Below are 22,415 nucleotides of genomic sequence, written 5' to 3'. Positions count from 1 at the left end.
ATATCTGGATACTGTCTTCGCGACGGAAACGCCGCACCGGATAGGAACGGGGGAAGGAATGCCGCAGGGGGGAACGGGACGGCGCTTCGTCGTCCTCGACAGCTGGCGCGGGATCTGCGCGCTGATGGTTGCGCTCTTTCACTTCACGGTGCGCGGGCACTACGTGGCTTCGTCCTTCGGCGCCCACGCCTTCCTTTTCGTCGATTTCTTCTTCGTGCTGAGCGGCTTCGTCATGGCCCAGGCCTATGGCGCCCGGCTGGACGGCCCGGCCTCGGCGCGGGACTTCCTGATCCGGCGCATCGGCCGCGTCTGGCCCTTGCATGTCTTCGTGCTGCTGGCACTGATCGGACTGGAACTGGTGAAGCTCCGGCTGTCCCATGGTGCCGAGGGGGTGGAGAACGCCGCCTTCACCGGCCGGACGGCGGCCTCGCTGATCCTGCCCAATGCTTTGCTGGTGCATTCCCTGGGCTTCCTGCGGATCGATGCCTGGAACATCCCGAGCTGGTCCATCAGCGTGGAGATGGTGGCCTATCTGGCTTTCGCCGCCGGGATGCTGGGTTTCCGCCGCGCCTTCACCGGCTTCGCCATCGCGATGGTGGTGGGCTCGATGGCCGTGCTGCTGGCCTTCACGCCACGGGACCTGAACGTCTCCTATGATTTCGGCCTGTTCCGCTGCCTCGGAGGGTTCTTTCTGGGCTGCCTGGCCCATGCGGCCTGGAGCCGCTGGGAGGCACCACCCCTGGCGCCACGCCTCCACGACGCCCTGGAGATCGGGGCGGTGGTGCTGATGGCCGTCTTCCTGGTCTTCGCCCAGGACACCCTGGCCTTCCTGGCGGCACCGTTCTTCGCCCTGCTCGTCTGCCTTTTCGCCGGGGAACATGGCGTGGTGTCGCGGCTGCTGCGCAGCGCGCCGCTGGTGCTGCTGGGGGTGCTGTCCTACTCGATCTACCTCGTGCATTTCCCGGTCTTCGATGCCACGGCCAAAGCACTCTCAGTGCTTCAGAACCGGACGGACCTTTCCCTGCTCGGCACCTGGCGGACGGCGGATGGGCGCGTGCTGGTCGGGCTCGATTTCGGCAACCCTTGGCTGATGGACCTCGTTTCCGCCGGGCTGCTGGTTGTGACGGTACTGCTGGCCCTGCTGACCTATCGCCTGGTGGAGATGCCGGGACGGCGCTTCTTCGCCCGGCTGGTGGCGGGGCAGGGCGGGCGGGCGGCGGCCCCGGCGATCGCACCGGAAGAACGGCCCGTCCCGGGGCAGGCGGCCTGAAGCGGTTTCCGGCGCCGGCAACCGCCCCGGCCGCCCACGGAGGAGCCGGATAGCCTCCTTGGCCGGCCTTCCGGTCGGGCCTATGCCACGCGGCGTTCCGCAGCCGTCACGGCCACGGGCATCTCCGCCCCCTCGGCGACCTCCACGAACCGCTCCTTCTTCCCGTCCAGAGCGAGCAGGCCGCCGGTCTCCAGGTCGAAGAACCACCCATGCAGCGTCATCTCGCCCCGGGCCAGGCGGGCGGCGACGGAAGCATGGGTACGCAGGTGGTTGAGCTGCAAGGCCACGTTCTCCATGGCCAGGGCGCGAGCCGCCGCCTTGCTTTCCAGATCCGGATAGGACTCGCAGACGACGCAGCGTGCCGCATCGGCATGGCGCAGCCAGGCCTGCACGTTCGGCATGGTCTTCAGGGAATCCGGCTGCAACAGGGCCTTCATGGCCCCGCAGTCGGAATGGCCACAGATGACGATGTCGCGCACGCCCAGCACCACGACTGCATACTCGATCGAGGCGGAAACCCCGCCGGTGAACTGTGCCGTGGGCGGCACGATGTTCCCGGCGTTGCGGCAGACGAAGATCTCGCCCGGGCCGGACTGCATGATCTCCTCCGGGATCACGCGGCTGTCGGCACAGGAGATCACCAGGGCCTTCGGCTGCTGCCCGTTCTGCGCCAAATGACGGTAGAGGTCGCCGCGGCGCGGGAAAACCTCGGTGCGGAAGCGTGAGGCGCTGCTGATCACGGAACTCTGCATCGGAAGGCTCCTGTTGCGAGGAGGAACATGAACGCACGCATGAGCATTTCGTCATGTCCGATTCGGCCCGCTGGGCCAGGAGTTACCGCGCTGCAACATAGACTTCCCGTGAGGCCGGGCGGACAGGAGGAAAAACCCATCTCGTCAGCCGCTTGGCCCGGCCCGCACCGGAATGGCGGAAGCCGGTCCGGATGGCCCGGGCGGACGGGCAACACTTCGTTTCGCCGGTGCTGCAAGGCGTGGTGAAACCGTGCCTTCACCCGCCTCCGAACCGGGAAGTTCCACGAAGCCCCATGCAGGGCGTGGTGTTGACTGGGCCGATTGTTCTCCAGGCGAGGATAAGGAACACGATCCGTACACGCTTCGCGACCTTGGCCCTGGGCCTGGCCTGGCCATCGGGACTGGCCCAGCCTTCCTGCCCACGCTGGCACAGGCGCAGGTTCCGACCAGCCAGTTCAGCCCGGGCTCCACGCCCCTGAACGACAGCCGCTCCAATCGTGGTGCCCCGGACGTGGCGCCCAACCCGAACGAGCCGGTCAGCCGGGCCACGCGCGGCGCGACACCGCGCGATGACAGCCGCAGCGCGGACAATGCACGGGGCGGGCCGGGCACCGGCCCCGTGCGGCCCCGCTCCATGCAAGGTGGGAGGCCGTCGCGGCATCAGGCCGGGTCAGCCTCACCCACGGCGGATGCCTCGCAACCGGCCGGCGTGGTGACCGGCGGACCCGATGCCCGCCGGAGCACCAGCAACACGAACGGGGCCTTCCTGGGCGGCGGCGGCGTCTTCGAGCGCGCGCCGGATGGCAGCCTGCGCCAGGTGATGCGGTAGGCGTCTGTCCCGTTCCGGCATTTCCCGCACGGGCGGCGGATGCCGGGACGATGCCCCCGCGCGCAGCGGGGGAGGGAGGTCAGCCCTCGTCCGGCAGGATCTCCGTGGCCCTGTAGCCCTGGGCATAGAGCACGGCGCGCAAGTCGCCATGTTCCACCCGGGCCCGCGCCGCCGCCGCGACCACCGGCTTGGCGTGGTAGGCCACGCCGAGCCCCGCCGCGCCGATCATCGCGAGGTCGTTGGCACCGTCGCCCACCGCCAGCGTCTCGGCCATGGAGAGGCCGTTCTCGCTGGCGAGGCGGGTGAGGATGGTGAGCTTCGCATCCCGGTCGAACACCGGTTCCTCGACCCTGCCGAGCAGGTGCCGGCCGTCATCGAGCAGGATATTGGCGTGATGCGTGGTGAAGCCGCAGAGCGTCGCGACGCGGGCGGTGAACCAGGTGAAGCCGCCGGAGGCCAGCGCGCAGTGCGCCCCGTTCGCCACCATGGTCCGGACCAGGGCGCGCGCCCCCGGCATGAGATGCGTCTTGGCCCAGGTGGCCTCCAGCGCCTCGACCGACAGCCCCTGCAGCAGTGCCACGCGCTCCCGCAGGGAGGTGGCGAAGTCGATCTCGCCATTCATGCTGCGCTTCGTGATGGCGGCGACCTTCTCGCCCATGCCCGCATAGGCGGCCAGCTCGTCCAGCGTCTCGCTGGTGACGATGGTGCTGTCCATGTCGGCGACGAGCAGGCGCTTGCGCCGCCCTTCCGCCGGCTGGGCGATGGCATCGACCGGGCGCTCCGCCAGCGCCGCGCGGGCGGCGGCCGAGGCCTGGTCCGGCGCGATGCCGGAGAAGGGGAGGTCCACCGCCTCCCGCTCCGCCAGCCATTCGGGGCGCCCGGTTTCCGCGCCGAGCGCGCGCAGCGCATCGGCCATGGCGGGCAGGAGCGAGGGGGATAGCGCCGCTTCCGCCACGGAAGCGGGGGCTGCGATCAGGGTCAGGACATGCGACATGCTGGCGGGACCATATTTCACCACCTGGGCCCAGGCCATCCCGATGCGGCAACCACCCCTCCTGCTGATCGCCGGCCCGACCGCCAGCGGCAAGTCGGCCCTCGCCCTCGCCATCGCCCGGCAGGTCGGCGGCGCGGTGCTGAATGCGGACAGCATGCAGGTCTATCGCGACCTCCGCATCCTCACCGCCCGCCCGGCGCCGGAGGAGGAGGCCCAGGCGCCCCACCGCCTCTACGGCATCCGCGACGCGGCGGAGGCAGCCAGCGCCGCCTGGTGGCGGGGCGAGGCGGAGCGCGCCATCGCGGAGGTCGCGGCGGCGGGGCTCGTGCCGATCCTCTGCGGCGGGACCGGTCTGTATTTCCAGGCCCTGCTGCGGGGGCTGGCGCCGGTGCCACGGGTGCCGGAAGCGGCCCGCGAGGAGGCGCGCGCCCTCCTGGCGGAACTGGGACCGGAGGCGCTGCACGGGAGGCTGGCCGCGGCTGATCCGGACACCGCCGCGCGCCTCCGCCCGGGCGACAGCCAGCGCATCGCCCGGGCCTGGGAGGTCTGGCGTGGCACCGGGCGCGGGCTGGCGGCGTGGCAGGCTGTGCCCATCCCCGACCCGCCGCCGGAGCGGCCGGTGCTGCCGGTCCTGCTCGACCCGCCGCGCGAGGAGTTGCGGGAGGCCATCCGGCGGCGCTGGTCTGCCATGCTGGATCTGGGCGCCATGGAGGAGGTGCGGGCGCTGCTGGCGCGCGGGCTCGACCCGGCCCTGCCGGCCATGCGCGCGCATGGCGTGCCGGAACTCGGCGGCGTGTTGCGCGGGGAGATGTCGATGGAGGAAGCGGGACGCCGCGCCTGCCTGGCCATCGGCCAGTACACCAAGCGGCAGGCGACCTGGTTCCGCCACCACGATCTCGCGATGCCCGCTGGGCGGGGGGCTGACCCGAGCGTGCCGCATACGATCCGTGCTCGCTTCACCGGTTCAGCGCAATTTTCGGAAAGTCTTGAGACGCAAATAATATCGTTTGTTGATTCTGCCCGTTGACGCAGCACAGCATGCCCCCTAGATGGGCCGCTCCGCGCTGTTCCCTTGCGCGGAGCCAGTTCTAAGGAAACGGAACCTCGCCGATGTCCGCCACCCTTCCCGCCGCCTCCGACGCCGATGTGATGAACGGCGCCGAGATCGTCCTGCGCGCGCTGAAGGATCAGGGCGTTGAGGTCATCTTCGGCTATCCGGGGGGCGCCGTCCTTCCGATCTACGACGCGATCTTCCAGCAGAACGCGATCCGGCACGTGCTGGTGCGGCACGAGCAGGCCGCCGTGCATGCGGCGGAGGGCTATGCCCGTTCCACCGGCAAGGTGGGCTGCGTGCTGGTGACCTCCGGCCCCGGCGCCACCAACGCCGTGACCGGCCTGGTGGACGCGCTGCTGGATTCCATCCCGATCGTCTGCCTGACCGGGCAGGTGCCGACGCATCTGATCGGCAACGACGCCTTCCAGGAGGCCGACACCACCGGCATCACCCGCCCGGCGACCAAGCACAACTACCTGGTCAAGCGGATGGAGGACCTGGCACCGACGGTGCACGACGCCTTCCACATCGCACGTTCCGGCCGTCCCGGCCCGGTGGTGATCGACCTCCCGAAGGACATCCTGATCGCCAAGGGCCGCTACACCCCGGCCCCGACCGCGCCGCACCGCTCCTACCGCCCGCAGACCGAGCCCTCGGTGGAAAGCATCCGCGAGGCCGTGGCGCTGCTGAAGGGCGCCAGGCGGCCGATGGTCTATACCGGCGGCGGCATCATCAATGCCGGCCCTGAGGCCAGCGAGCTGCTGACGCGCTTCGTGCGCGAGACGGGCTTTCCCATTACCAACACGCTGATGGGGCTGGGCAGCTACCCGGCCAGCGACCCGCAGTTCCTGGGCATGCTGGGCATGCATGGGACCTTCGAGGCGAACCTCGCCATGCATGGCTGCGACGTGCTGCTGAACATCGGCGCCCGCTTCGACGACCGTGTGACCGGGCGGCTGAACGCCTTCTGCCCCGGCGCGAAGAAGATCCACGCCGATATCGACCCGTCCAACATCAACAAGAACGTGGCGGTGGACGTGCCCATCGTGGGCGATGCCACCGCGGTGCTGCGCGCGCTGAGCGAGGCCTGGAAGGCCGACGAGCGCCCGCAGGACCGCGAGGCGCTGGCCGCCTGGTGGCGCCAGATCGACGCCTGGCGCGAGACGAGGTGCCTGCGCTACGAACAGGCGGGCTCGGTCATCAAGCCGCAGCACGCGGTGCGGCGTCTCTACGAGCTGACGCTGGAGACCGGGCGCGACACCTTCATCACCACCGAGGTCGGACAGCACCAGATGTGGGCCGCGCAGTATTTCGGCTTCGAGAAGCCGAACCGCTGGATGACCTCGGGCGGGCTCGGCACCATGGGCTACGGCCTGCCGGCGGCCTCGGGCGTGCAGGTCGCGCATCCGGACGCGCTGGTGATCGACATCGCGGGCGAGGCCTCGATCCTGATGAACATCCAGGAGATGGGCACGCTGGCGCAGTACCGCCTGCCGGTGAAGGTCTTCATCCTGAACAACGAGTACATGGGCATGGTGCGGCAGTGGCAGGAGCTGCTCCATGGCGGCCGCTACTCGGAGAGCTATTCCGATGCCCTGCCGGATTTCGTGAAGCTGGCCGAGAGCTTCCACGCCAAGGGGCTGCGCGCCACGAAGGCCGATGAACTGGACGACGTGATCCGCGAGATGATCGCCCATCCCGGCCCGGTGATCGCCGACATCGCCGTGGACCCGAAGGAGAACGTCTTCCCGATGATCCCCTCCGGCGCCGCGCATAACGAGATGATCCTGGGCCCGGGCCAGCAGGGGGGCGTCGCCGGCGTCACCGACGAAGGCAAGGTCCTGGTCTGAGAGGCGCGCCGACATGTCCGACCTGAACAGGGCGCCCTTGCAGCGCACGGCCACCATCGCGGTGCTGGTGGAGAACGAGGCAGGCGTGCTCGCCCGCGTCATCGGCCTCTTCTCCGGCCGCGGCTACAACATCGAGAGCCTGACCGTGGCGCCGGTCGATGACGGCAAGCGCCTGTCGCGCATCACCGTCGTCACCTCCGGCACGGACATGGTGATCGAGCAGATCAAGGCGCAGCTCGACCGCCTCGTCCCCGTCCACCGCGTCGCCGACCTGACGCTGGAGGGGCCGCACCTGACGCGGGAGCTGGCGCTGATCAAGGTCGTCGGCCATGGCGAACACCGGATGGAGGCACTGCGCCTCGCCGACGCCTTCCGCGCCCGCGTGGTGGATGCGACCGTCGGCAGCTTCGTCTTCGAGATGACCGGCGCCGCCGAGAAGATCGACGCCTTCATCGAGCTGATGCGCCCTCTCGGTCTCGCCGAGGTTTCGCGCACCGGCGCGGTCGGCATCGCGCGGGGTGCCCGCGTTATCTCGGCGTGAGACGCTATGGACTCGGAGACCGCGATCAAACTGCAACTTGATCTCTGGACCAAAACCTTATTGGACCAGAGTGGCGACGCTAAGCATGTCGAAACACTTAGCATGGCTGCACTCGCCTTTGCCGTAACGACACTTAGCGGCGTCGTTGCTCTGTTCGCCACTCGTTGGGGGGGGCGATGTTGGTCAGAAGAAGCTTCTTGCTAGCGCAGTTCTCATAGTCGGTTTTTTTCTCTGGGCAGTTGGACTTTTTGGTCGTCGACGCTTGGCGATATGTGTCGACCGTGTCTCTCAGTGCAGACATGAGATGGGCAATATTATTGGCACAGAAGAAAAAATTCCGGATACCTTCGTGTTCGAGATAAAGAAGAACAGGAAGGGAAAATATTGGGCAGAGAGCCTTTTCGTTGAAACGGATCTCGTATTGGGATTCTTCATAGTTGTGCTCTCTTTCTTGGCTCTAACAATTTTTTCGTTACAGGAGATGCGCTGATGCGCGTGTATTACGACCGTGACGCGGATGTGGGCCTGATCAAGAACCGCAAGGTCGCGGTGATCGGCTTCGGCAGCCAGGGCCATGCCCATGCCATGAACATGCGCGATTCCGGCGTGAAGGAGGTCGTGATCGGCCTGCGCCCGGGCGGCTCCGCCCAGAAGGCCGAGGCCGCCGGCTTCAAGGTCATGAGCCCCGCCGAGGCCGCCAAGTGGGCCGATCTGGTGATGGTGCTGACCCCCGACGAGGGCCAGGGCGACCTGTACCGCGACCACCTGCACGAGAACATGCGCGAGGGCGCGGCGCTGGCCTTCGCGCACGGGCTGAACATCCACTTCAACCTGATCGAGCCGCGCGCCGACATCGACGTGTTCATGATCGCGCCGAAGGGCCCCGGCCATACCGTGCGCGGCGAGTACCAGAAGGGCGGCGGCGTGCCCTGCCTCGTGGCCGTGCACCAGAACCCCTCGGGCAACGCGCTGGAGATCGCGCTCTCCTATGCCTGCGCCGTCGGCGGCGGTCGCTCGGGCATCATCGAGACGACCTTCAAGGAGGAGTGCGAGACCGACCTGTTCGGCGAGCAGGCCGTGCTCTGCGGCGGCCTGGTCGAGCTGATCCGCGCCGGCTTCGAGACGCTGGTCGAGGCGGGCTATGCCCCCGAGATGGCCTATTTCGAGTGCCTGCACGAGGTGAAGCTGATCGTCGACCTCATCTATGAGGGCGGCATCGCCAACATGAACTACTCCATCTCCAACACCGCGGAGTATGGCGAGTACGTGACCGGCCCGCGCATCATCACGCCGGAGACCAAGGCGGAGATGAAGCGCGTCCTGACCGACATCCAGAGCGGCAAGTTCACCCGCGACTGGATGCTGGAGAACAAGGTCAACCAGGCCTCCTTCAAGGCCACCCGCCGCCGCAACAACGAGCACCAGATCGAGGCGGTGGGCGAGAAGCTGCGCGCCATGATGCCCTGGATCACCAAGGGCAAGCTGGTCGACAAGGCCAAGAACTGAGCCCGACGCAGAAAGGGCCCCGGGAGCGATCCCGGGGCCCTTTCCCTTTGCGGAGGCTGTCAGAGGGCGATGGTCAGCTCCCCCAGCCGGTCGGTGAGCTTCATGTTCTCTGAATAGTCCACCGGGCAGGTGATGACGGAGACTCCATCCTCCGCCAGCGCCTTCCGCAGCGTGGGCAGCAGCTCCGCCGCCGCGCCGATGCGGTAGCCCTTCGCGCCGAAGCTCTCCGCATATTTCACGAAATCCGGGTTGTTGAAGTCCACGTCCCGGTGGTGGCCGAGTTCCATGTCCATCTTCCACTTGATGAGGCCGTAGGCGCGGTCCTCCCAGATCAGCACCTTCAGCGGGATCTTCTCCCGCAGCGCCGTCTCGATCTCCTGCGAGTTCATCATGAAGGAGCCGTCGCCCATCGCGGCCAGGACCTTCCTGCCTGGCCTTGCCAGCGCCGCGGCCAGGGCGCCGGGCAGCGTCCAGGCCATGGTGGAGAGCCCGTTCGAGATCAGGCAGGTCAGCGGCTCATAGGTGGGGTAGAGCCGCGCCATCCACATTTTGATGGCACCGGTATCGGCCAGCACGATGTCCTCGTCCCCCAGCGCCTTGCGCATGTCGCTGATCACCCGCTGTGGCTTCACCGGGAAGCCATCGTCCGTCTCGTGCGACAGCAGTTCCTGATCCCGCAGGGTACGGATCTTCGGCGCGGGATGGCTGGCCGGCACCGGCCCGCCGCGGAAGGCTTCCGACAGGGCGGCGATGGCGCGCGGGATGTCGGCCTCGATGCTGACCGCGACGGGATAGGCGGCGTCCGTCTCCGCGGCGAAGCGGTGGACATGCAGGATGGTCTTGTCATGCTTCGGGTTGATCCGGACCGGCGCGAATTCCTGCAGTTCGTAGCCGATGGAGAGGATCAGGTCCGCCTCGTCGAAGGCGAAGTTCTCGTAGTCGTGCCGCATGAAGCCGATGACGCCGAGCGCGTTGGGATGCCGGTCGGAGATCGCCCCCTTGGCCATGAAGGTCGTGGCCACGGGCATGTTGAGCTGTTCCGCCAGCCGCGTCAGCGCTTTCGAGGCACCGGCGCGTGCCACGCCATGGCCCGCCAGCATCACCGGACGCTTCGCCGCGCGGATCAGCGCCGCGGCCTTCGCCACCTTGTCCTCGTCCGGCCCGGCGGCGTGGTAGGGGCGGGCGGTGAGCGGCTTCGCCTCCGCCGGCACCGTGGCCGCCTCCACATCCTCCGGGATGGCGATGTAGGTGGCGCCGGGCCGTTCCTGCTGCGCCAGGTCGAAGGCCTTGCGGACCATCTCCGGCACCGCATCAGGGGTCAGCAGCATGTCGGCCCATTTGGTGACCGGCCTGAACATGGAGACCAGATCCACGATCTGGTGCGACTCCTTGTAGATCCGGTTCAGCCCGACCTGGGCGGAGATGGCGACCAGCGGCGTGCTGTCCGTCTGCGCGTCCGCGACGCCCAGCAGCAGGTTGATCGCGCCGGGGCCGAGCGTCGCGGTGCAGACGCCCGCCTTGCCGGTGAGGCGGCCGTAGATGTCGGCCATGAAGGAGGCTGCCTGCTCGTGCCGCACGAGGATGAAGCGGATCTTCGATCCGGCCGTGGCATCGACCAGACGGATGTTCTCCTCGCCTGGGATGCCGAACAGGTACTCGACTCCCTCGGCTTCGAGGCAGGAGATCGCCAGTTCGGCGACCGTGCGTGTTTCAGTGCTCATTGCGCCATGACTCCTTGTGGAAAAAGGGAAGGCGGCGGCGCGCTCAGCGCGTGAGCCAGATGAACGCGCCCATGGTCAGCACCGAGAGCAAGGTGCTGAAGAAGAGGGTGGAGGCCATTTCCTGTTCGGCCACCTGGTACTGCACGGCCAGGATCACGATGATCGACGCGGCCGGGATGGCCATGGTGACCACGGATTCGCGCAGCGTGTCCGGCGGCAGTCCGACCAGCATGGCATAGCCGAGCACGGCGGCGGGCATGACGATGTTGCGCAGCAGCACCAGCAGCCCGACCGGCGCGCTGAGGGAGACGCTGCGGGACCAGAGCACGATGCCCGAGGCGAAGAGCGCGACGCCGCCGGTGGAGCGGCCTAGGAGCTGAAGGGAATCCCGCAGCGAGGCGGGGAAGGGGAAGTCCAGCAGCACGATCACCAGGGCGAGCAGCGGCGCCCAGACCACGGGCTCGCGCAGCGCATGGGTGATGTGGCTCATGACCGAGGCCGGCTGGCCCTGGGTGGCGGCGTTGCGCGAGGCCGTGCTGGCCGAGAGCAGCATGAGGGTCGCGGGCACCTGGATCAGGTTCATCACCAGGCCGGCCACGGCGATGGGAATGGCGCTGACCGCCCCGAAGAGTTGCCCCAGCACCGGCACGCCAACAAACGGAACGGCGGGGCCGGCGATGGCCAGGGCACGCAAAGCCGCCGTGCCGATCTCCTGTCGCAACAGGTAACGCATGACAAGGAAGGCGACGAGATAGCCACCCGCCATGCCGAGGAGGATCGCGAGCGCGAGCGGCCCCTGGGCGAGGATCTGGTCGCGCGGCGTGCCGACCATGCCGGCGAAGAGGCTCAGTGGCAGGGCGTAGAGCATCACCATGCGGTTGAGGACGGAGGCCTGCTTCGCGTCGAAGTCATGGTGCCAGCCGGCGGCGAAGCCCAGCATCAGCGTGATGACGATGGGCAGCAGCGCGGCGACGATGGTGTCGAGCATGGTCGGAACTCCTGGTTCCGGGCCGGTCGGTGCCGGGCGTCAGGCGCCCCGCTCGGCTGGTCCTTGGAAGACGCGTGCAGGGAACGCCATTTCGGCCGCTCCTGACACCCCGGACCCATGCAAGCTCGCGCGACCTGTCTGTATGATGTCAGTGTACAGGCGGCAGGCGACATGCGCGCTCTTCCGCCGCCCGCCGTTCAGCCACGGCGCGGTTTCCGGAAGAGTGGAGCGTCCGTTGCCGTGCCGCGCCAACCTGTCCTAGCGGCACTCCAGGATGCGGAGGTCGTAGACCGGGTGTTCCAGCATGTTCACGGCCGGGGCATTCGCCAGCATCCAGCCCCGGAAGGCCGGTGGCGCATCCTTGGGGGCCAGCGTATCCCGCACCTCGATGAAGGCTGCCGCGTCCGGCACCTCGTCGGGCGGGTGGTAGTCGCAGGCGAGGACCGTGATGCTGAGCGTGCCGAACTTCGTCGGCCTGTTCACCGCCGCGTCCAGCACGGTGACCTGGGCGGTCACCTTGTCGAGCGCCTGGAGCTTCGCGGTCTTGCCGGGGATCCAGTTGGCGGATTCCTGCGCCCGCGCATCCCCCCGGCTGAAGGGCAGGGGGGCGGCTGGCAGCAGCATGCCGGCGAGAAGCAGCGTGGGAAGGAGGGCAACCCGCATCGGCGCGCTCATGCCCCCGGGCGGCGGGGCGAGGGCAGGGCATCCACCACCCCGTGCAGCAGCCGGCGCATCGCCACCTCGTCCACCCCCATCAGCACCGCATCCTCGAAGGCATCCCGGAGGACCTGGACGAGCTCCTCATGGTTCTCGCCCAGCACCTTCAGCTTGTCGCGGCAGGACAGCGGCTGGCCGTCCTGGCCGGGCCAGAGCTCCGGCGGCTGCAGCCCCCCGCTCACGGGTGCCGGGCTCCTGACGGGACGTTCCCGGCGGGGGCAGGGGCTTCCTCCTCGGGCTTGGCGGAATTCATCTGGGTCACCGAGAAGATGAACTTGCCCAGCAACGCCTCCAGGCTGACGGAGGACTGGGTGATGGTGATCTCCGACCCGTCCCGCAGGTCCTTGTCGCTGCCACCCGGGACCAGCGCGATGTACTTGCCCCCCAGCAGGCTTTCCGAGGTGATCTCGGCGGAGGTGTCGTCGGGCAGCTTCAGCCCTGGGTCCACCTGCATCGTCACCACCGCCAGAAAGGTCTGCGGATCGATGCGCTCCTGCGTCACGCTGCCCACCCGCACGCCGGCGATGCGGACATCGGAGCCGGGGGCGAGACCGTCGATCCGGTCGAAGCGCGCGTTCAGCGTCATTCCGGCACCGGTGGTGGAGCGGCCGGAATTCGTGGCGGCATAGGCGAGAAACACCACGGCGACGACCAGCACGATGGCGCCGGCCGCGAGCTCGGCGAGGCTGCGTCCCTTCAAATCACGATCCTTATCCGACGGGGCGGAACGAATGCCCGGAAATCCCGGAGGGCCATGGCCCGGCCATCCGGCATGCCATCACGCGCCGGGGGTCCAGGCCTCGTAGTCGCCCGCGGTCTTCGGACGCTCTCCGCCCCGGTAGTCATGGCCGGGCGGCCGATAGGCGAGCGCGGTGCCGGTCATGTTCGGCTGGTGGTCGAGCTGCCAGGGATAGCGGCGGTTCTCGTCCAGCAGCGGCGTGGCATGGTGCAGCCAGCCGTGCCATTCCGGCGGCACGTTGGTGGCTTCCGGCTTGCCCGCGTAGACCACCCAGCGGCGGGTGTGGTTGAAGCCGGGCACAACCTTGCGGCTCTCGAAATACAGGTTCCCGTGGCGGTCAGTGCCGACCTTCCGGCCCTTGAAGCCGGAGCACAGGCGCATGAGCATGGACATGGGCTTTGGGGCCTCCTGGCACCGCCATATGGCACGCGCGCGCCGCGCGTGAAAGGCCGCGCTTTTCCTACCGTATCTGGTGGCGGTTGACTCCGGACGTCACCACATGTTGCTTCACCAGCGTGAATTTCCTTTCGGGGGCAGGACAGTCATGCAGAGGCTCGCAGGCACCGTGTGGTCCGACGTGACGCTGCGCCGCACCCGCGGCCAGGCGGATCCGGACGCAACGCCCCGTGCCGTGGCCCTGCCCGCGGCCTGGGAGGACGGCGCCGCTGACGCCCTGGCCGCCCTGATGCCTGGGGCGGGTCCTGGCACCCGCCCGCTCTCCCTGGTTTCCCTGGCGGAAGCCTGGATCCGCCGCGCCGCCGCCGGTGCTGCCGCGCTCGGCCTGCCGGAAGCCAGCTCGCTGGCCGAGGCGCTGCGGGCGCTGTTGCTGGCGCGGCGCGGCGCCCCCGGGGCCTCCGTCTGGCGCGACTCGACCGGCGACGAGCCGCGCTTCGTGCTGAACCTGCCCGCTTTCCTGGAGGCTCCGGCCGGTTTCGACTCGGCCGGCTATGCACGGGCGGTCCGCCTCGCCGTGCTGGCGCTGGAAGGGCTTTCCGCCGGGCGCGCCCGGCGGCTGCGGGTCGGCTTCGCCGATCTCGCGGGGCTGCTGGCCGGGCTGGGACTCGATTACGAGAGCCGCGAGGCGCGCGAGGTGGCCCAGGCCATCGCCGCCCTGACCCGTGGCGCCGCCGAGGCGGCCAGCGGCGAGTGCGCCGCCATGCTGGGGGAACGTGCGCCGGTGACGCTCTTCGCGCCGCCGCCGCCCGCCGCCTGCGCGGTGCCGGGACTGGCGGAAGCCGCGCGCGAGGCGCTGGACGCCGCCGCCGCCGCGCCCGGGCTGCGGCATGAATCGCTCTTCGCCCTTTCTCCCGCCGATGCGGTGGAGGCGCTGCTCGGCGCCGAGTCGGCCGGTCTCGCTCCGACGGCCGGGCCCAGCCGCCTGACCGCCACCGGCGGGGAGGAGCCCACCGCCGCCGCCCGCCGCGCCGGGGCGCGGGCCGGGGCCCTGCTGGCGCCGCGCGGCCCGGAGGCGAGGGCGGCGATGCAGGCCGCTGTGGAGCCTTTCCTTCACGCCGGGGCGCCGGCGCCGGTTGCCGTCTCGGAACGGCCCCGTCCGGTGCCGATGCCCGCCCCGACCCGCGCGGCGGCGCGCGGGCAGGTCTGGAAGGTCTCCATCGCCGGGCACAGGGTCACGCTGCGCACCGCCGAGCACCCGGACGGCACGCTGTCCGAGGTCTCGCTGACGCTGGCCAAGGACAGCGCCGCCTTCCGGGGCGTGCTGGACGCGCTGTGCCAGTCCGTCTCGCTGGGCCTCGCCCGGGGCGTGCCGCTGGCGGAATTCGTGCAGGCCCATGCCTATACGCGCTTCGGCCCGGCCGGGGTGGTGGAGGGCGACTCGCGGATCGCCCGGGCCACCTCGATCCTGGACTGGGGCTTCCGGCGGCTGGCGCTGGAGTACCTGGAGGGGCCGGCTCTGGCGGACCCGACCGAGGAGGAATGCGGCGCCGAGCTGGGTGTGGCGGCGGGCGAGCAGCCGCTGCTGCCGCTGGAGGCCCCCGCCGGCCCGAAGGCGCGGCGGCGCAGTCTGCGCCTGGTGGGCTGAGGGCCGGCGAAGGCGGTTTCACGGGCGGCACGGCGCGGTCTATGACGGCCCCGGTTCTTCCGAGGAGCATGTCCATGACCGGTCCGATCGACGCCCACCTGAGCGAGCTCGGCCTCACCCTGCCCGAACCCGCCACGCCCATCGCCAACTACGTGCCTGCGGTGATCGCCGGGTCGCTGCTGGTGATCTCCGGCCAGATCCCCATGCAGGCGGGCAGGATCGCCGTCACCGGCAAGCTGGGCCAGGGCGTCGGCCCCGAGGCAGGGCGGGAAGCGGCGCGGACCTGCTTCCTCAACGTGCTGGCCCAGGCCCGGGCGGCGCTGGGCGGCGATCTCGGCCGGGTGAAGCGCGTGGTGCGGCTGGGCGGCTTCATCGCCTGCACGCCGGACTTCACCCAGCACGCGGTGGTGATGAACGGCGCCTCCGACCTCGCGGTGGAGGTCTTCGGTGAGGCCGGCCGCCATGCACGCTCGACCATCGGCGTGCCCTCGCTGCCTGGCGACGCGGCGGTCGAGGTCGAGGCGATGTTCGAGATCGCCTGACCCGGCGACGCCCCCAGGGAGAACCCTTCCCGCCGCATCGCAGCAGCGGGAGCTTGCGCTGGCCCGGGGAGGGCGCACATTGGGTCCATGCCCGAGTGCGCGCCCGAGCTGACGTTGACCCTGCATCCGCGCATCGCGGAGATTTCCGCCGCCGAATGGGATGCCTGCGCGGGGGAGGGGAACCCCTTCGTCTCACACGCCTTCCTCTCGGCGCTGGAGGACAGCGGCTCGGCCGGCGGCAGGACGGGCTGGCTGCCGCAGCACGCGGCGCTGCGCGATGCGGGCGGCACGCTGCTCGCGGTGGCGCCCGCCTATGCCAAGAGCCATTCCTACGGCGAGTACGTCTTCGACTGGGGCTGGGCACGCGGCTTCGAGCAGGCGGGCGGGCGCTACTACCCCAAGCTCCAGGTCTCGGTGCCCTTCTCCCCCGTGCCGGGGCCGCGCCTTCTGACCCGCCCGGGCGGTGGCGTGCCGGTGGCGGCGCTGGCCCAGGGTCTGCGGCAGGCGGTGGCCGATCTGGGGCTTTCCTCCTGCCATGTCACCTTCTGCACCGGCGCGGAATGGGAGGCGCTGGGCGAGGTCGGGTGGCTGCAACGCCTCGGCACGCAGTTCCACTGGGCCAACCCGGGCTATGGCAGCTTCGACGACTTCCTGGGCGCCCTGTCCTCGCGCAAGCGCAAGACGCTGCGGCGGGAAAGGCGGGACGCGCAGGCGGCCGGGCTCCGCTTCCGCGCCCTGCGGGGGAGCGAGATCACGCCGGAGCACTGGCGGGTCTTCCACCAGTGCTACCGACACACCGTGGACCGCAAATGGGGCGACGCCTATCTGAAGCCGCGCTTCTGGCCGCTGCTGTCCGAACGGCTGGGCGACCGCGTGGTGCTGATGGTGGCGGAGCGCGATGGCGAGCCGGTGGCGGGGGCGCTGAACCTGATCGGGGAGGACGCGCTCTACGGGCGCAACTGGGGCTCGCTGGTCGAGGCGCCCTTCCTGCATTTCGAACTCTGCTACTACCAGGCCATGGACTTCGCCATCGCGCACGGCATTCCGCGCGTGGAGGCCGGGGCGCAGGGTGAGCACAAGATCCAGCGCGGCTACCTGCCGGTGCCGACCTATTCCGCGCACTGGATCGAACATGCCGGTCTGCGCCGTGCCGTGGCGGGCTTCCTGAATCAGGAGCGTCCGGCCATGCTGGCGGAGATGGAGGCGCTGGCCCTGGCCTCGCCCTTCCGCCGGGATGGACAAGAGGACTGACGCCGCCGCCGATGCCCGCTTCACCAGTACCGCGGGGCGCACACCCGGCGCCGCGATGCTGACCGCCTATGCGCAGCTCGCGGGGTCGATGGTCCTCACGGGGGTCAATGTCGGCGTCGCCAAGACCCTGGCCGGCGCGCTGCCCATCGCCATGATCCTCGGCCTGCGCTGCCTGCTGGCCGTCGCGGTGCTGCTGCCGCTGTCGCTCTGGCGGGACGGGCCGCGCCTGCCGCCGCGCGGGGCCCTGCTGAACCTGTTCTGGCAGGCCCTGCTGGGTACGGTGCTCTACAACGCCGCGCTGCTGCTCGGCCTGCGCCTGACCACGGCGCTGGAGGGCGGGCTGATGCTGGCGGCCATTCCGGCGGTGGTGGCACTGGGCGCGGCGCTGCTGCTGCGGGAACGGCTGACGCCGCGCGGCTGGGCGGCGGCCCTGCTGGCGGCGGGCGGGATCGGCGCCGTCACCCTGGCCCGAGGCGGCGGGGACGGGCAGGGCGGCGGCAGCCTCGCGGGCAATGCGCTGGTGCTGCTGGCCGTCTGTGGCGAGGCCGCCTATGCGCTGCTGTCCAAGCGACTCGCCGGGCGCATGCCGCTGCTGGCCGCCGGCCTGTGGATGCAGATCTTCTCCGCCCTGTTGCTCCTGCCCGCCTGGCTGCCCCTGGCCATCCCCTGGCCGGGTGCGGCGGGCGTCCTGGCTGATCCGCTCCTGGCGGGGCTGCTGATCTTCCACGGGCTGACGGCCAGCGTGTTCAGCCTGCTGCTCTGGTATTCCGGTCTGCGCCGCGCCCCGGCGGGCCTGGCGGGCGTCTTCATGGCCTTCCTGCCCGCCTCGGCGGCGGTGACGGCGGTGCTGTTCCTGGGGGAACCGATGACCGCGGCGCATCTCGCCGGCTTCGTGCTGATGCTGGCCAGCCTGCTGCTGGCGACCTTGCCGGCACGGCGCGGATGAGGGCCTGGTTCGCCTGTACCGGTGCGGAACTGCTGCGCACCGAAGCCGCCGATGTGGCCGCCCGCCTCGCGGCGGCGCAGACCCGGCGGGGCTTCGACGCCACCTATGCCCAGCTCGCCGCCTGGGAGGCCTCGGCGTCGCTGCTGCGCGAGGCGGTGGCGCGGGCGGGTGGTGAGGACTGGACCCTGGCCTTCGAATACGAGCTGCTGCGCCTGGAGAAGCGCATCGACGCGGTGCTGCTGACCGACCGCGCGATTCTGGTGCTGGAGTTCAAGGGCGAGGGCTTCTCCCCCGCCGATCTGCGGCAGGTGGAGGACTACGCGCTGGACCTGCGCGACTTCCATGCCGGCAGCCGGGCGCATCCGATCGTGCCCGTGCTGGTGCCGCTGCTGGCGCCGGACCAGGGAGCGCAGCAGCTCAGCCTGCTCTGGCACGCGGTGGTGCCGCCGCTCCGCGCCAATGCGCGGGGCCTGCCCGCCCTGCTGTCCGCCGTGCAGGCTTCCGTCCCGGCCCCGGCCACGCCGCTGGACGGGGCGGCCTGGCTCGCCGCCCCCTATCGCCCGGTGCCGAGCATCGTGGAGGCCGCCACCATGCTCTATGCCCGGCATGGGGTGGCGGAGATCGCGGCGGCCCGTTCGGACGCCGCCAACCTGACCCGCACCACGGAGGCCATTGCGCGGGCGCTGGACGAGGCCCGGCGTGACGCGGCGCGGGTGGTGGTCTTCGTTACCGGCATTCCCGGCGCGGGCAAGACGCTGTGCGGGCTGAACGCAGTCTTCGGTACGGCGCGGCTGGACGGCGCGGCCTTCCTGACCGGCAACGTGCCGCTGGTCGGCGTGCTGCGCGCCGCGCTGGCCCAGGATGCGGTGGCGCGCGGCGCCTGTGGGCGGGATGAGGCGGAGCGGCGGGTGAAGGCGGCGCTGCAGAACGTCCATGCCTTCCTGGCCGAACATGCCGGCGACCCGCGGCACGGATCACCGCCGGAACGGCTGATCGTCTTCGACGAGGCGCAGCGAGCCTGGGACGCGAAACAGGCGAGCCGCGATACGCAGCGGCGCAAGGCCGTGCTGACCCTGAGCGAACCCGCCCACACGCTGGAGATCATGGCGCGCACCGAGGGCTGGTCGGCGATCGTCGCGCTGGTCGGCCAGGGGCAGGAGATCAACACGGGCGAGGCCGGGCTGGCGGAATGGGGCCGCTGCATCGCTGCCGACGGGCGCTGGCGCGCGGTGGCCGCGCCGCATGTGCTGGGGGCCTCCGATCCGGTGCAGCGCCTCGCCCCCGGGCCGGCGCCCTGGCTGCGGCTCGATCCCGCGCTCGACCTGACGGTGCCGATCCGTGGCATCCGCAGCGCCGCCGTCGCGCCCTGGGTGGAGGCCCTGCTGGACGGGCGCGTCGCCGAGGCCGCGCGCATCGCGGCGGAGGCCGAGGGCGGGCTGCCGGTCTTTCTCACCCGCGACCTGGGCACCCTGCGTCGGACCCTGCGTGCCTTCGCGCGGGGCGAGCGGCGGGCCGGCATCCTGCGCAGTTCCGGCGCGCGCCGGCTGCGCGGCGACGGCTTCGGCGAGGAAGTTCCGGCCCCGGCGGTGGCGGACTGGTTCCTCCGCCGCTGGCCGGATGTGCGCGCCTCCGACGCGCTGGAGACCGGCGCGACGGAATATGCCTGCCAGGGACTGGAGCTGGATGTGGCGGGACTGGCCTGGGGTGGCGACTTCCTGCCCGCCGGTGCATCGGGGTGGCAGGCACGCCGCTTCGTCGGCAGCGCCTGGCAGGTGGTGCGTCAGGTGCAGGAGCGCGACTTCATCCGCAACACCTATCGCGTGCTGCTGACACGGGCGCGCTACGAGACGGTGCTCTGGGTGCCGCGCGGCGATGCCGCAGACCGGACGCGCGACCCGGCGGCGCTGGACCTGCTGGCGGCGCGGCTGCTCCGCTGCGGCGCGCGGAGCCTGGACGAGGCCTCGATGGAGCCGCCGGAACAGGAGATGGAAGATGCGCCGTCTCTTCTCTAGCCTCGCCCTCCTCTTCCTCCTCTTCGCGGCGCCGGCCCGGGCCGGGGAGATCAAGCTGGCGACATGGAACCTGAACTGGCTCACCACGCGTGCGCCGGGCGATCCCCTGCTGCCACCGGAACTGCCCGGCCGTGGCGCGGAGGACTTCGTGCGCCTCCACCTCTATGCCCAGCGGCTGGCGGCGGATGTGCTGGCGCTGGAGGAGGTGGATGGGCCGGAGGCGGCGGCGCGGCTGCTGGACCCGGCGGAATGGCGGTTCTTCTTCGCCAACGAACATGACGTGCAGCGGGTCGGCATCGCCGTGCGCCGCCGCCTGCGGGCGCGGCAGAATCCCGATCTCGCCGCGCTGGACCGTGCGCCGGAGGCACGCTTCAGCCTGCGCCGGGGCGTGGACGTGACGATCGAGGAGCCGGGAGGTGCCCCGTTGCGTCTGCTGGCACTGCACCTCAAGGCCGGCTGCCGTCAGGGGGCCTTCCTGGAAGGCGACCGGGAATGCGCGATCCTGGGTGAGCAGGCAGGCATTGTCGCGGACTGGATCACGGCGCGGCAAGGGGAGGGCGGCGGCTTCGCCGTGCTGGGCGACTTCAACCGGCGCTTCCAGGGGCCGCGCGACGCCTTCCTGCGCCGGATCGCGAAGCGCGGCACGCTGCTCCGCGCCACGGAGGGGCGTTCCGATCCCTGCTGGGGCGGGCGGGATTTCATCGACCACATCCTGCTCGGCGGCGCGGCCCGGGACTGGCTGGTGCCGGACAGCCTGCGCGTGCTGGTCTATGCGGAGCGCGAGCCGGGCCGGAAGGACAGCCTGTCGGATCACTGCCCCGTCTCGATCCGCCTGAACCTGCCGTGAACGAGGAAGCGCCCGCCCGGACGCGGTGGTCAACGGTGCCGTCGCTGGCGCGTTGCCTGCTGCACCGGATGGAACGGAGGCCAACCCATGTCGAATCCCATTCGCCAGCTCGTGGAACGACGGCGCATCACCTCGGGTGAGGGATTCGCGCTGAAGGACTATGCCACCGACGACAAGGGAAGCATCCCGCTGACCAAGGTGGAAAGCGAGGCGGCGCTGCAGGAGCGGATCGAGGCCATCGCCGAGTTGCAGGGCCGGCTCTATGCCAGCCGCCGCTGGTCCGTGCTCTGCATCTTCCAGGCGCAGGACGCCGCGGGCAAGGACAGTGCCATCAAGCATGTCTTCTCCGGCATCAACCCGCAGGGCTGCCAGGTCGTCTCCTTCTCCGCGCCGGTCGGGCTGGAGCGCGAGCACGACTTCCTCTGGCGCCACGTGGTGGCGCTGCCGGCCCGTGGCCGGATCGGCATCCACAATCGCTCCTGGTACGAGGAGGTCCTGGTGGCCCGCGTGCATCCGGAGATCCTGGCCGGCGAGGCGCTTCCGAAGGTCCTGGTGGATGACACGATCTGGGACGAACGGCTGGAGGACATCGGCTGCTTCGAGCGCTACCTCTCCCGGCAGGGGACGGTGCTGCTGAAGTTCTTCCTGCATCTCGGCGAGGAGGAGCAGCGCAAGCGCTTCCTGGCCCGGATCGACGAGCCGGACAAGAACTGGAAGCTGCAGCCTTCCGACATCGTGGACCGTCGCCGCTGGCACGATTACGAGACCGCCTACGAGACGGCGATCCGCGCCACGGCCGCGCCCTATGCGCCCTGGTACGTCCTGCCGGCGGACCGGAAGTGGTTGACCCGGTTGCTGGTGGCGGAGATCCTGCTCGGAACGATGCGGAAGCTGGACCTGCATTATCCCGAGGTCAGCGAGACCCAGCGGGAGAGCTTGCAGAAGGCGCGCAAGGCCCTGAGCTGACAGGTTTGCCGCCAGGGCTGGCCCGGTCTGCCGGACCGGTGAACTTCCGTTCATGAAGTTCAAGACAAGACGATAAGCGCCCCGGGACTCGCGCGCCTCGCTTTCCTCCCGCGCCAGCCTGCCTAGCATCGCCCCCAAAGCCGGGGCCGCAGGGCTGCGGGAAGAAAGTGGAGTTTCCGATGCAGGGTGGTTTGACGCGACGGCGGGCCTTGCTGTCGGCCAGTGCCCTCGTGGCGCTGGGCGCAACCGGACAGGCGCGCGAGGTCAGCGGCCTGCTGCCCTGGCAGCCGGGAGAGGTCTGGCCACCCGAGGCCATGGCCCAGCCCGGCCCCTGGCTTTTCCTGACAGCGGACGAGGCCGCGGCGATCGAGGCGATCGCCGAGCGGATGATCCCGACCGATTCCCTCGGCCCCGGCGGCCGCGACGCGGGCTGCGCCATCTTCATCGACCGGCAGCTCGCCGGTCCCTACGGCCGCCGCGACGGCTGGTACATGCAGGGGCCCTTTCCCGCCGACCGAGGCCGTGGGAAAACGGGTTCGCGGTCGCATGCAGCCAGATGAACTTCACGGACGGCACCTGAGAGCTGGCCGTGGCGTTCCGGGTGTTCAGGTCCGGATGGCTAGCATCAGCGGCCCTGCACCCAGGATCGCGATCACCCGCTTCATGTTGTAGGCCAGCACGTGCAGGCTCATCTCCGTGCCGACCCGTTTCAGCGTCCGGGTCAGGAAGTGGGTCGAGCCCATCCAGGCCTTCAGCGTGCCAAACGGGTGCTCGGCGGTCTGCCTGCGGACGCGCATGCTGTCCGGCGCTTGGTCGAGCCGGTGCTGCATGGCGTCCAGCACGCCCTCG

General features: G+C 70.2%; 22 protein-coding genes. 13 read left to right on the top strand and 9 right to left on the bottom strand.

Annotation, left to right across the window (positions count from 1 at the left end; genetic code table 11):
- Positions 1-58: 58 nt before the first annotated feature.
- Entirely contained in the window at positions 59-1,270 is a 1,212-nt protein-coding gene (locus BT98_RS23505) for an acyltransferase family protein (RefSeq protein ID WP_019459707.1), read from the top strand.
- 80 nt (positions 1,271-1,350) lie between these two features.
- On the opposite strand, the gene BT98_RS0106890 is transcribed toward BT98_RS23505, so the two are convergent.
- Positions 1,351-2,022 (bottom strand): carbonic anhydrase, encoded by a 672-nt coding sequence (locus tag BT98_RS0106890; protein WP_019459706.1) that lies wholly within the window; start codon positions 2,020-2,022, stop codon positions 1,351-1,353.
- Between the two features lie 908 nt (positions 2,023-2,930).
- On the bottom strand, positions 2,931-3,845 hold the full coding sequence (gene serB, locus BT98_RS0106880) for a phosphoserine phosphatase SerB (protein ID WP_026032959.1): 915 nt from the start codon (positions 3,843-3,845) through the stop codon (positions 2,931-2,933).
- Between serB and miaA the strand changes: the two genes are divergently transcribed.
- From miaA to ilvC, 4 genes are all read left to right on the top strand, one after another.
- Positions 3,844-4,872, top strand: a complete 1,029-nt coding sequence (gene miaA / locus BT98_RS0106875; protein WP_019459703.1) for a tRNA (adenosine(37)-N6)-dimethylallyltransferase MiaA — start codon at positions 3,844-3,846, stop codon at positions 4,870-4,872. The two genes, serB and miaA, sit on opposite strands and share 2 nt — an antisense overlap.
- Positions 4,873-4,955: 83 nt before the next feature.
- Positions 4,956-6,749, top strand: a complete 1,794-nt coding sequence (locus tag BT98_RS0106870; protein WP_019459702.1) for an acetolactate synthase 3 large subunit — start codon at positions 4,956-4,958, stop codon at positions 6,747-6,749.
- Positions 6,750-6,762: 13 nt separating this feature from the next.
- Positions 6,763-7,290 carry an acetolactate synthase small subunit gene (gene ilvN / locus BT98_RS0106865; protein WP_019459701.1) on the top strand — a complete coding sequence of 176 codons (528 nt, stop codon included), beginning with the start codon at positions 6,763-6,765 and terminating at the stop codon, positions 7,288-7,290.
- Positions 7,291-7,779: 489 nt separating this feature from the next.
- The gene (ilvC, locus tag BT98_RS0106860) at positions 7,780-8,796 is read left to right on the top strand and encodes a ketol-acid reductoisomerase (RefSeq protein WP_019459700.1); all 1,017 of its coding nucleotides are present in this window, start codon (positions 7,780-7,782) and stop codon (positions 8,794-8,796) included.
- Between the two features lie 59 nt (positions 8,797-8,855).
- On the opposite strand, the gene BT98_RS0106855 is transcribed toward ilvC, so the two are convergent.
- The 6 genes from BT98_RS0106855 to BT98_RS0106830 form a co-directional block, all read right to left on the bottom strand.
- The gene (locus tag BT98_RS0106855) at positions 8,856-10,517 is read right to left on the bottom strand and encodes an acetolactate synthase large subunit (RefSeq protein ID WP_027297182.1); all 1,662 of its coding nucleotides are present in this window, start codon (positions 10,515-10,517) and stop codon (positions 8,856-8,858) included.
- 43 nt (positions 10,518-10,560) lie between these two features.
- Entirely contained in the window at positions 10,561-11,505 is a 945-nt protein-coding gene (locus tag BT98_RS0106850; protein WP_019459698.1) for an AEC family transporter, read from the bottom strand.
- A gap of 258 nt (positions 11,506-11,763) precedes the next feature.
- Positions 11,764-12,168: a DUF2155 domain-containing protein gene (locus BT98_RS0106845; RefSeq protein ID WP_019459697.1), complete on the bottom strand. Its 405-nt coding sequence runs from the start codon at positions 12,166-12,168 to the stop codon at positions 11,764-11,766.
- 8 nt (positions 12,169-12,176) lie between these two features.
- Complete coding sequence (locus BT98_RS0106840) at positions 12,177-12,404, bottom strand: hypothetical protein (protein ID WP_019459696.1); 228 nt, start codon at positions 12,402-12,404, stop codon at positions 12,177-12,179.
- A complete protein-coding gene (gene mlaD / locus BT98_RS0106835) occupies positions 12,401-12,922 on the bottom strand; it encodes an outer membrane lipid asymmetry maintenance protein MlaD (protein WP_019459695.1) in 522 nt (173 codons plus the stop codon). Before mlaD ends, BT98_RS0106840 begins: the two co-directional genes overlap by 4 nt.
- Before the next feature lie 78 nt (positions 12,923-13,000).
- Entirely contained in the window at positions 13,001-13,354 is a 354-nt protein-coding gene (locus BT98_RS0106830) for an NADH:ubiquinone oxidoreductase subunit NDUFA12 (protein ID WP_019459694.1), read from the bottom strand.
- A 151-nt stretch (positions 13,355-13,505) separates the two neighbouring features.
- Here BT98_RS0106830 and BT98_RS23500 point away from each other — a divergent pair, with 151 nt between their 5' ends.
- From BT98_RS23500 to BT98_RS23495, 8 genes are all read left to right on the top strand, one after another.
- Positions 13,506-15,002 (top strand): TSCPD domain-containing protein, encoded by a 1,497-nt coding sequence (locus BT98_RS23500; protein WP_051544260.1) that lies wholly within the window; start codon positions 13,506-13,508, stop codon positions 15,000-15,002.
- A gap of 74 nt (positions 15,003-15,076) precedes the next feature.
- Complete coding sequence (locus BT98_RS0106820; RefSeq protein ID WP_019463118.1) at positions 15,077-15,544, top strand: RidA family protein; 468 nt, start codon at positions 15,077-15,079, stop codon at positions 15,542-15,544.
- Between the two features lie 87 nt (positions 15,545-15,631).
- A complete protein-coding gene (locus tag BT98_RS0106815; protein ID WP_019463119.1) occupies positions 15,632-16,795 on the top strand; it encodes a GNAT family N-acetyltransferase in 1,164 nt (387 codons plus the stop codon).
- Positions 16,779-17,741 carry a DMT family transporter gene (locus tag BT98_RS0106810; protein ID WP_019463120.1) on the top strand — a complete coding sequence of 321 codons (963 nt, stop codon included), beginning with the start codon at positions 16,779-16,781 and terminating at the stop codon, positions 17,739-17,741. Before BT98_RS0106815 ends, BT98_RS0106810 begins: the two co-directional genes overlap by 17 nt.
- Complete coding sequence (locus BT98_RS0106805) at positions 17,738-19,753, top strand: DNA/RNA helicase domain-containing protein (protein WP_027297181.1); 2,016 nt, start codon at positions 17,738-17,740, stop codon at positions 19,751-19,753. Before BT98_RS0106810 ends, BT98_RS0106805 begins: the two co-directional genes overlap by 4 nt.
- On the top strand, positions 19,734-20,600 hold the full coding sequence (locus BT98_RS0106800) for an endonuclease/exonuclease/phosphatase family protein (protein ID WP_019463122.1): 867 nt from the start codon (positions 19,734-19,736) through the stop codon (positions 20,598-20,600). Before BT98_RS0106805 ends, BT98_RS0106800 begins: the two co-directional genes overlap by 20 nt.
- An 87-nt stretch (positions 20,601-20,687) precedes the next feature.
- Entirely contained in the window at positions 20,688-21,566 is an 879-nt protein-coding gene (locus BT98_RS0106795) for a PPK2 family polyphosphate kinase (RefSeq protein WP_019463123.1), read from the top strand.
- Between the two features lie 179 nt (positions 21,567-21,745).
- Complete coding sequence (locus BT98_RS23495; RefSeq protein ID WP_081798542.1) at positions 21,746-22,126, top strand: gluconate 2-dehydrogenase subunit 3 family protein; 381 nt, start codon at positions 21,746-21,748, stop codon at positions 22,124-22,126.
- Between the two features lie 45 nt (positions 22,127-22,171).
- On the opposite strand, the gene BT98_RS23490 is transcribed toward BT98_RS23495, so the two are convergent.
- The coding region (locus BT98_RS23490) for a transposase (protein ID WP_037250054.1) at positions 22,172-22,415 on the bottom strand (244 nt) is incomplete at its 5' end.

This window comes from Roseomonas mucosa ATCC BAA-692, assembly GCF_000622225.1.
In the GTDB taxonomy this organism is placed as follows: domain Bacteria; phylum Pseudomonadota; class Alphaproteobacteria; order Acetobacterales; family Acetobacteraceae; genus Roseomonas; species Roseomonas mucosa.
The sequence above is the reverse complement of the archived record's forward strand: the minus strand, read 5'-3'. Positions and strand labels throughout refer to the sequence as shown.

Excerpts from the sequence above, each read along its gene's own strand:
- BT98_RS0106845 (WP_019459697.1), bottom strand. The coding sequence starts at position 12,168 with ATGCGGGTTGCCCTCCTTCCCACGCTGCTTCTCGCCGGCATGCTGCTG.
- BT98_RS0106850 (WP_019459698.1), bottom strand. The coding sequence starts at position 11,505 with ATGCTCGACACCATCGTCGCCGCGCTGCTGCCCATCGTCATCACGCTG.
- BT98_RS0106870 (WP_019459702.1), top strand. The coding sequence starts at position 4,956 with ATGTCCGCCACCCTTCCCGCCGCCTCCGACGCCGATGTGATGAACGGC.
- ilvN (WP_019459701.1), top strand. The coding sequence starts at position 6,763 with ATGTCCGACCTGAACAGGGCGCCCTTGCAGCGCACGGCCACCATCGCG.
- BT98_RS23505 (WP_019459707.1), top strand. The coding sequence starts at position 59 with ATGCCGCAGGGGGGAACGGGACGGCGCTTCGTCGTCCTCGACAGCTGG.
- ilvC (WP_019459700.1), top strand. The coding sequence starts at position 7,780 with ATGCGCGTGTATTACGACCGTGACGCGGATGTGGGCCTGATCAAGAAC.
- BT98_RS0106805 (WP_027297181.1), top strand. The coding sequence starts at position 17,738 with ATGAGGGCCTGGTTCGCCTGTACCGGTGCGGAACTGCTGCGCACCGAA.
- BT98_RS0106890 (WP_019459706.1), bottom strand. The coding sequence starts at position 2,022 with ATGCAGAGTTCCGTGATCAGCAGCGCCTCACGCTTCCGCACCGAGGTT.
- BT98_RS0106855 (WP_027297182.1), bottom strand. The coding sequence starts at position 10,517 with ATGAGCACTGAAACACGCACGGTCGCCGAACTGGCGATCTCCTGCCTC.
- miaA (WP_019459703.1), top strand. The coding sequence starts at position 3,844 with ATGCTGGCGGGACCATATTTCACCACCTGGGCCCAGGCCATCCCGATG.
- BT98_RS0106815 (WP_019463119.1), top strand. The coding sequence starts at position 15,632 with ATGCCCGAGTGCGCGCCCGAGCTGACGTTGACCCTGCATCCGCGCATC.
- BT98_RS0106800 (WP_019463122.1), top strand. The coding sequence starts at position 19,734 with ATGCGCCGTCTCTTCTCTAGCCTCGCCCTCCTCTTCCTCCTCTTCGCG.
- BT98_RS0106810 (WP_019463120.1), top strand. The coding sequence starts at position 16,779 with ATGGACAAGAGGACTGACGCCGCCGCCGATGCCCGCTTCACCAGTACC.
- BT98_RS23500 (WP_051544260.1), top strand. The coding sequence starts at position 13,506 with ATGCAGAGGCTCGCAGGCACCGTGTGGTCCGACGTGACGCTGCGCCGC.
- BT98_RS23495 (WP_081798542.1), top strand. The coding sequence starts at position 21,746 with ATGCAGGGTGGTTTGACGCGACGGCGGGCCTTGCTGTCGGCCAGTGCC.
- BT98_RS0106820 (WP_019463118.1), top strand. The coding sequence starts at position 15,077 with ATGACCGGTCCGATCGACGCCCACCTGAGCGAGCTCGGCCTCACCCTG.
- serB (WP_026032959.1), bottom strand. The coding sequence starts at position 3,845 with ATGTCGCATGTCCTGACCCTGATCGCAGCCCCCGCTTCCGTGGCGGAA.
- BT98_RS0106795 (WP_019463123.1), top strand. The coding sequence starts at position 20,688 with ATGTCGAATCCCATTCGCCAGCTCGTGGAACGACGGCGCATCACCTCG.
- BT98_RS0106830 (WP_019459694.1), bottom strand. The coding sequence starts at position 13,354 with ATGTCCATGCTCATGCGCCTGTGCTCCGGCTTCAAGGGCCGGAAGGTC.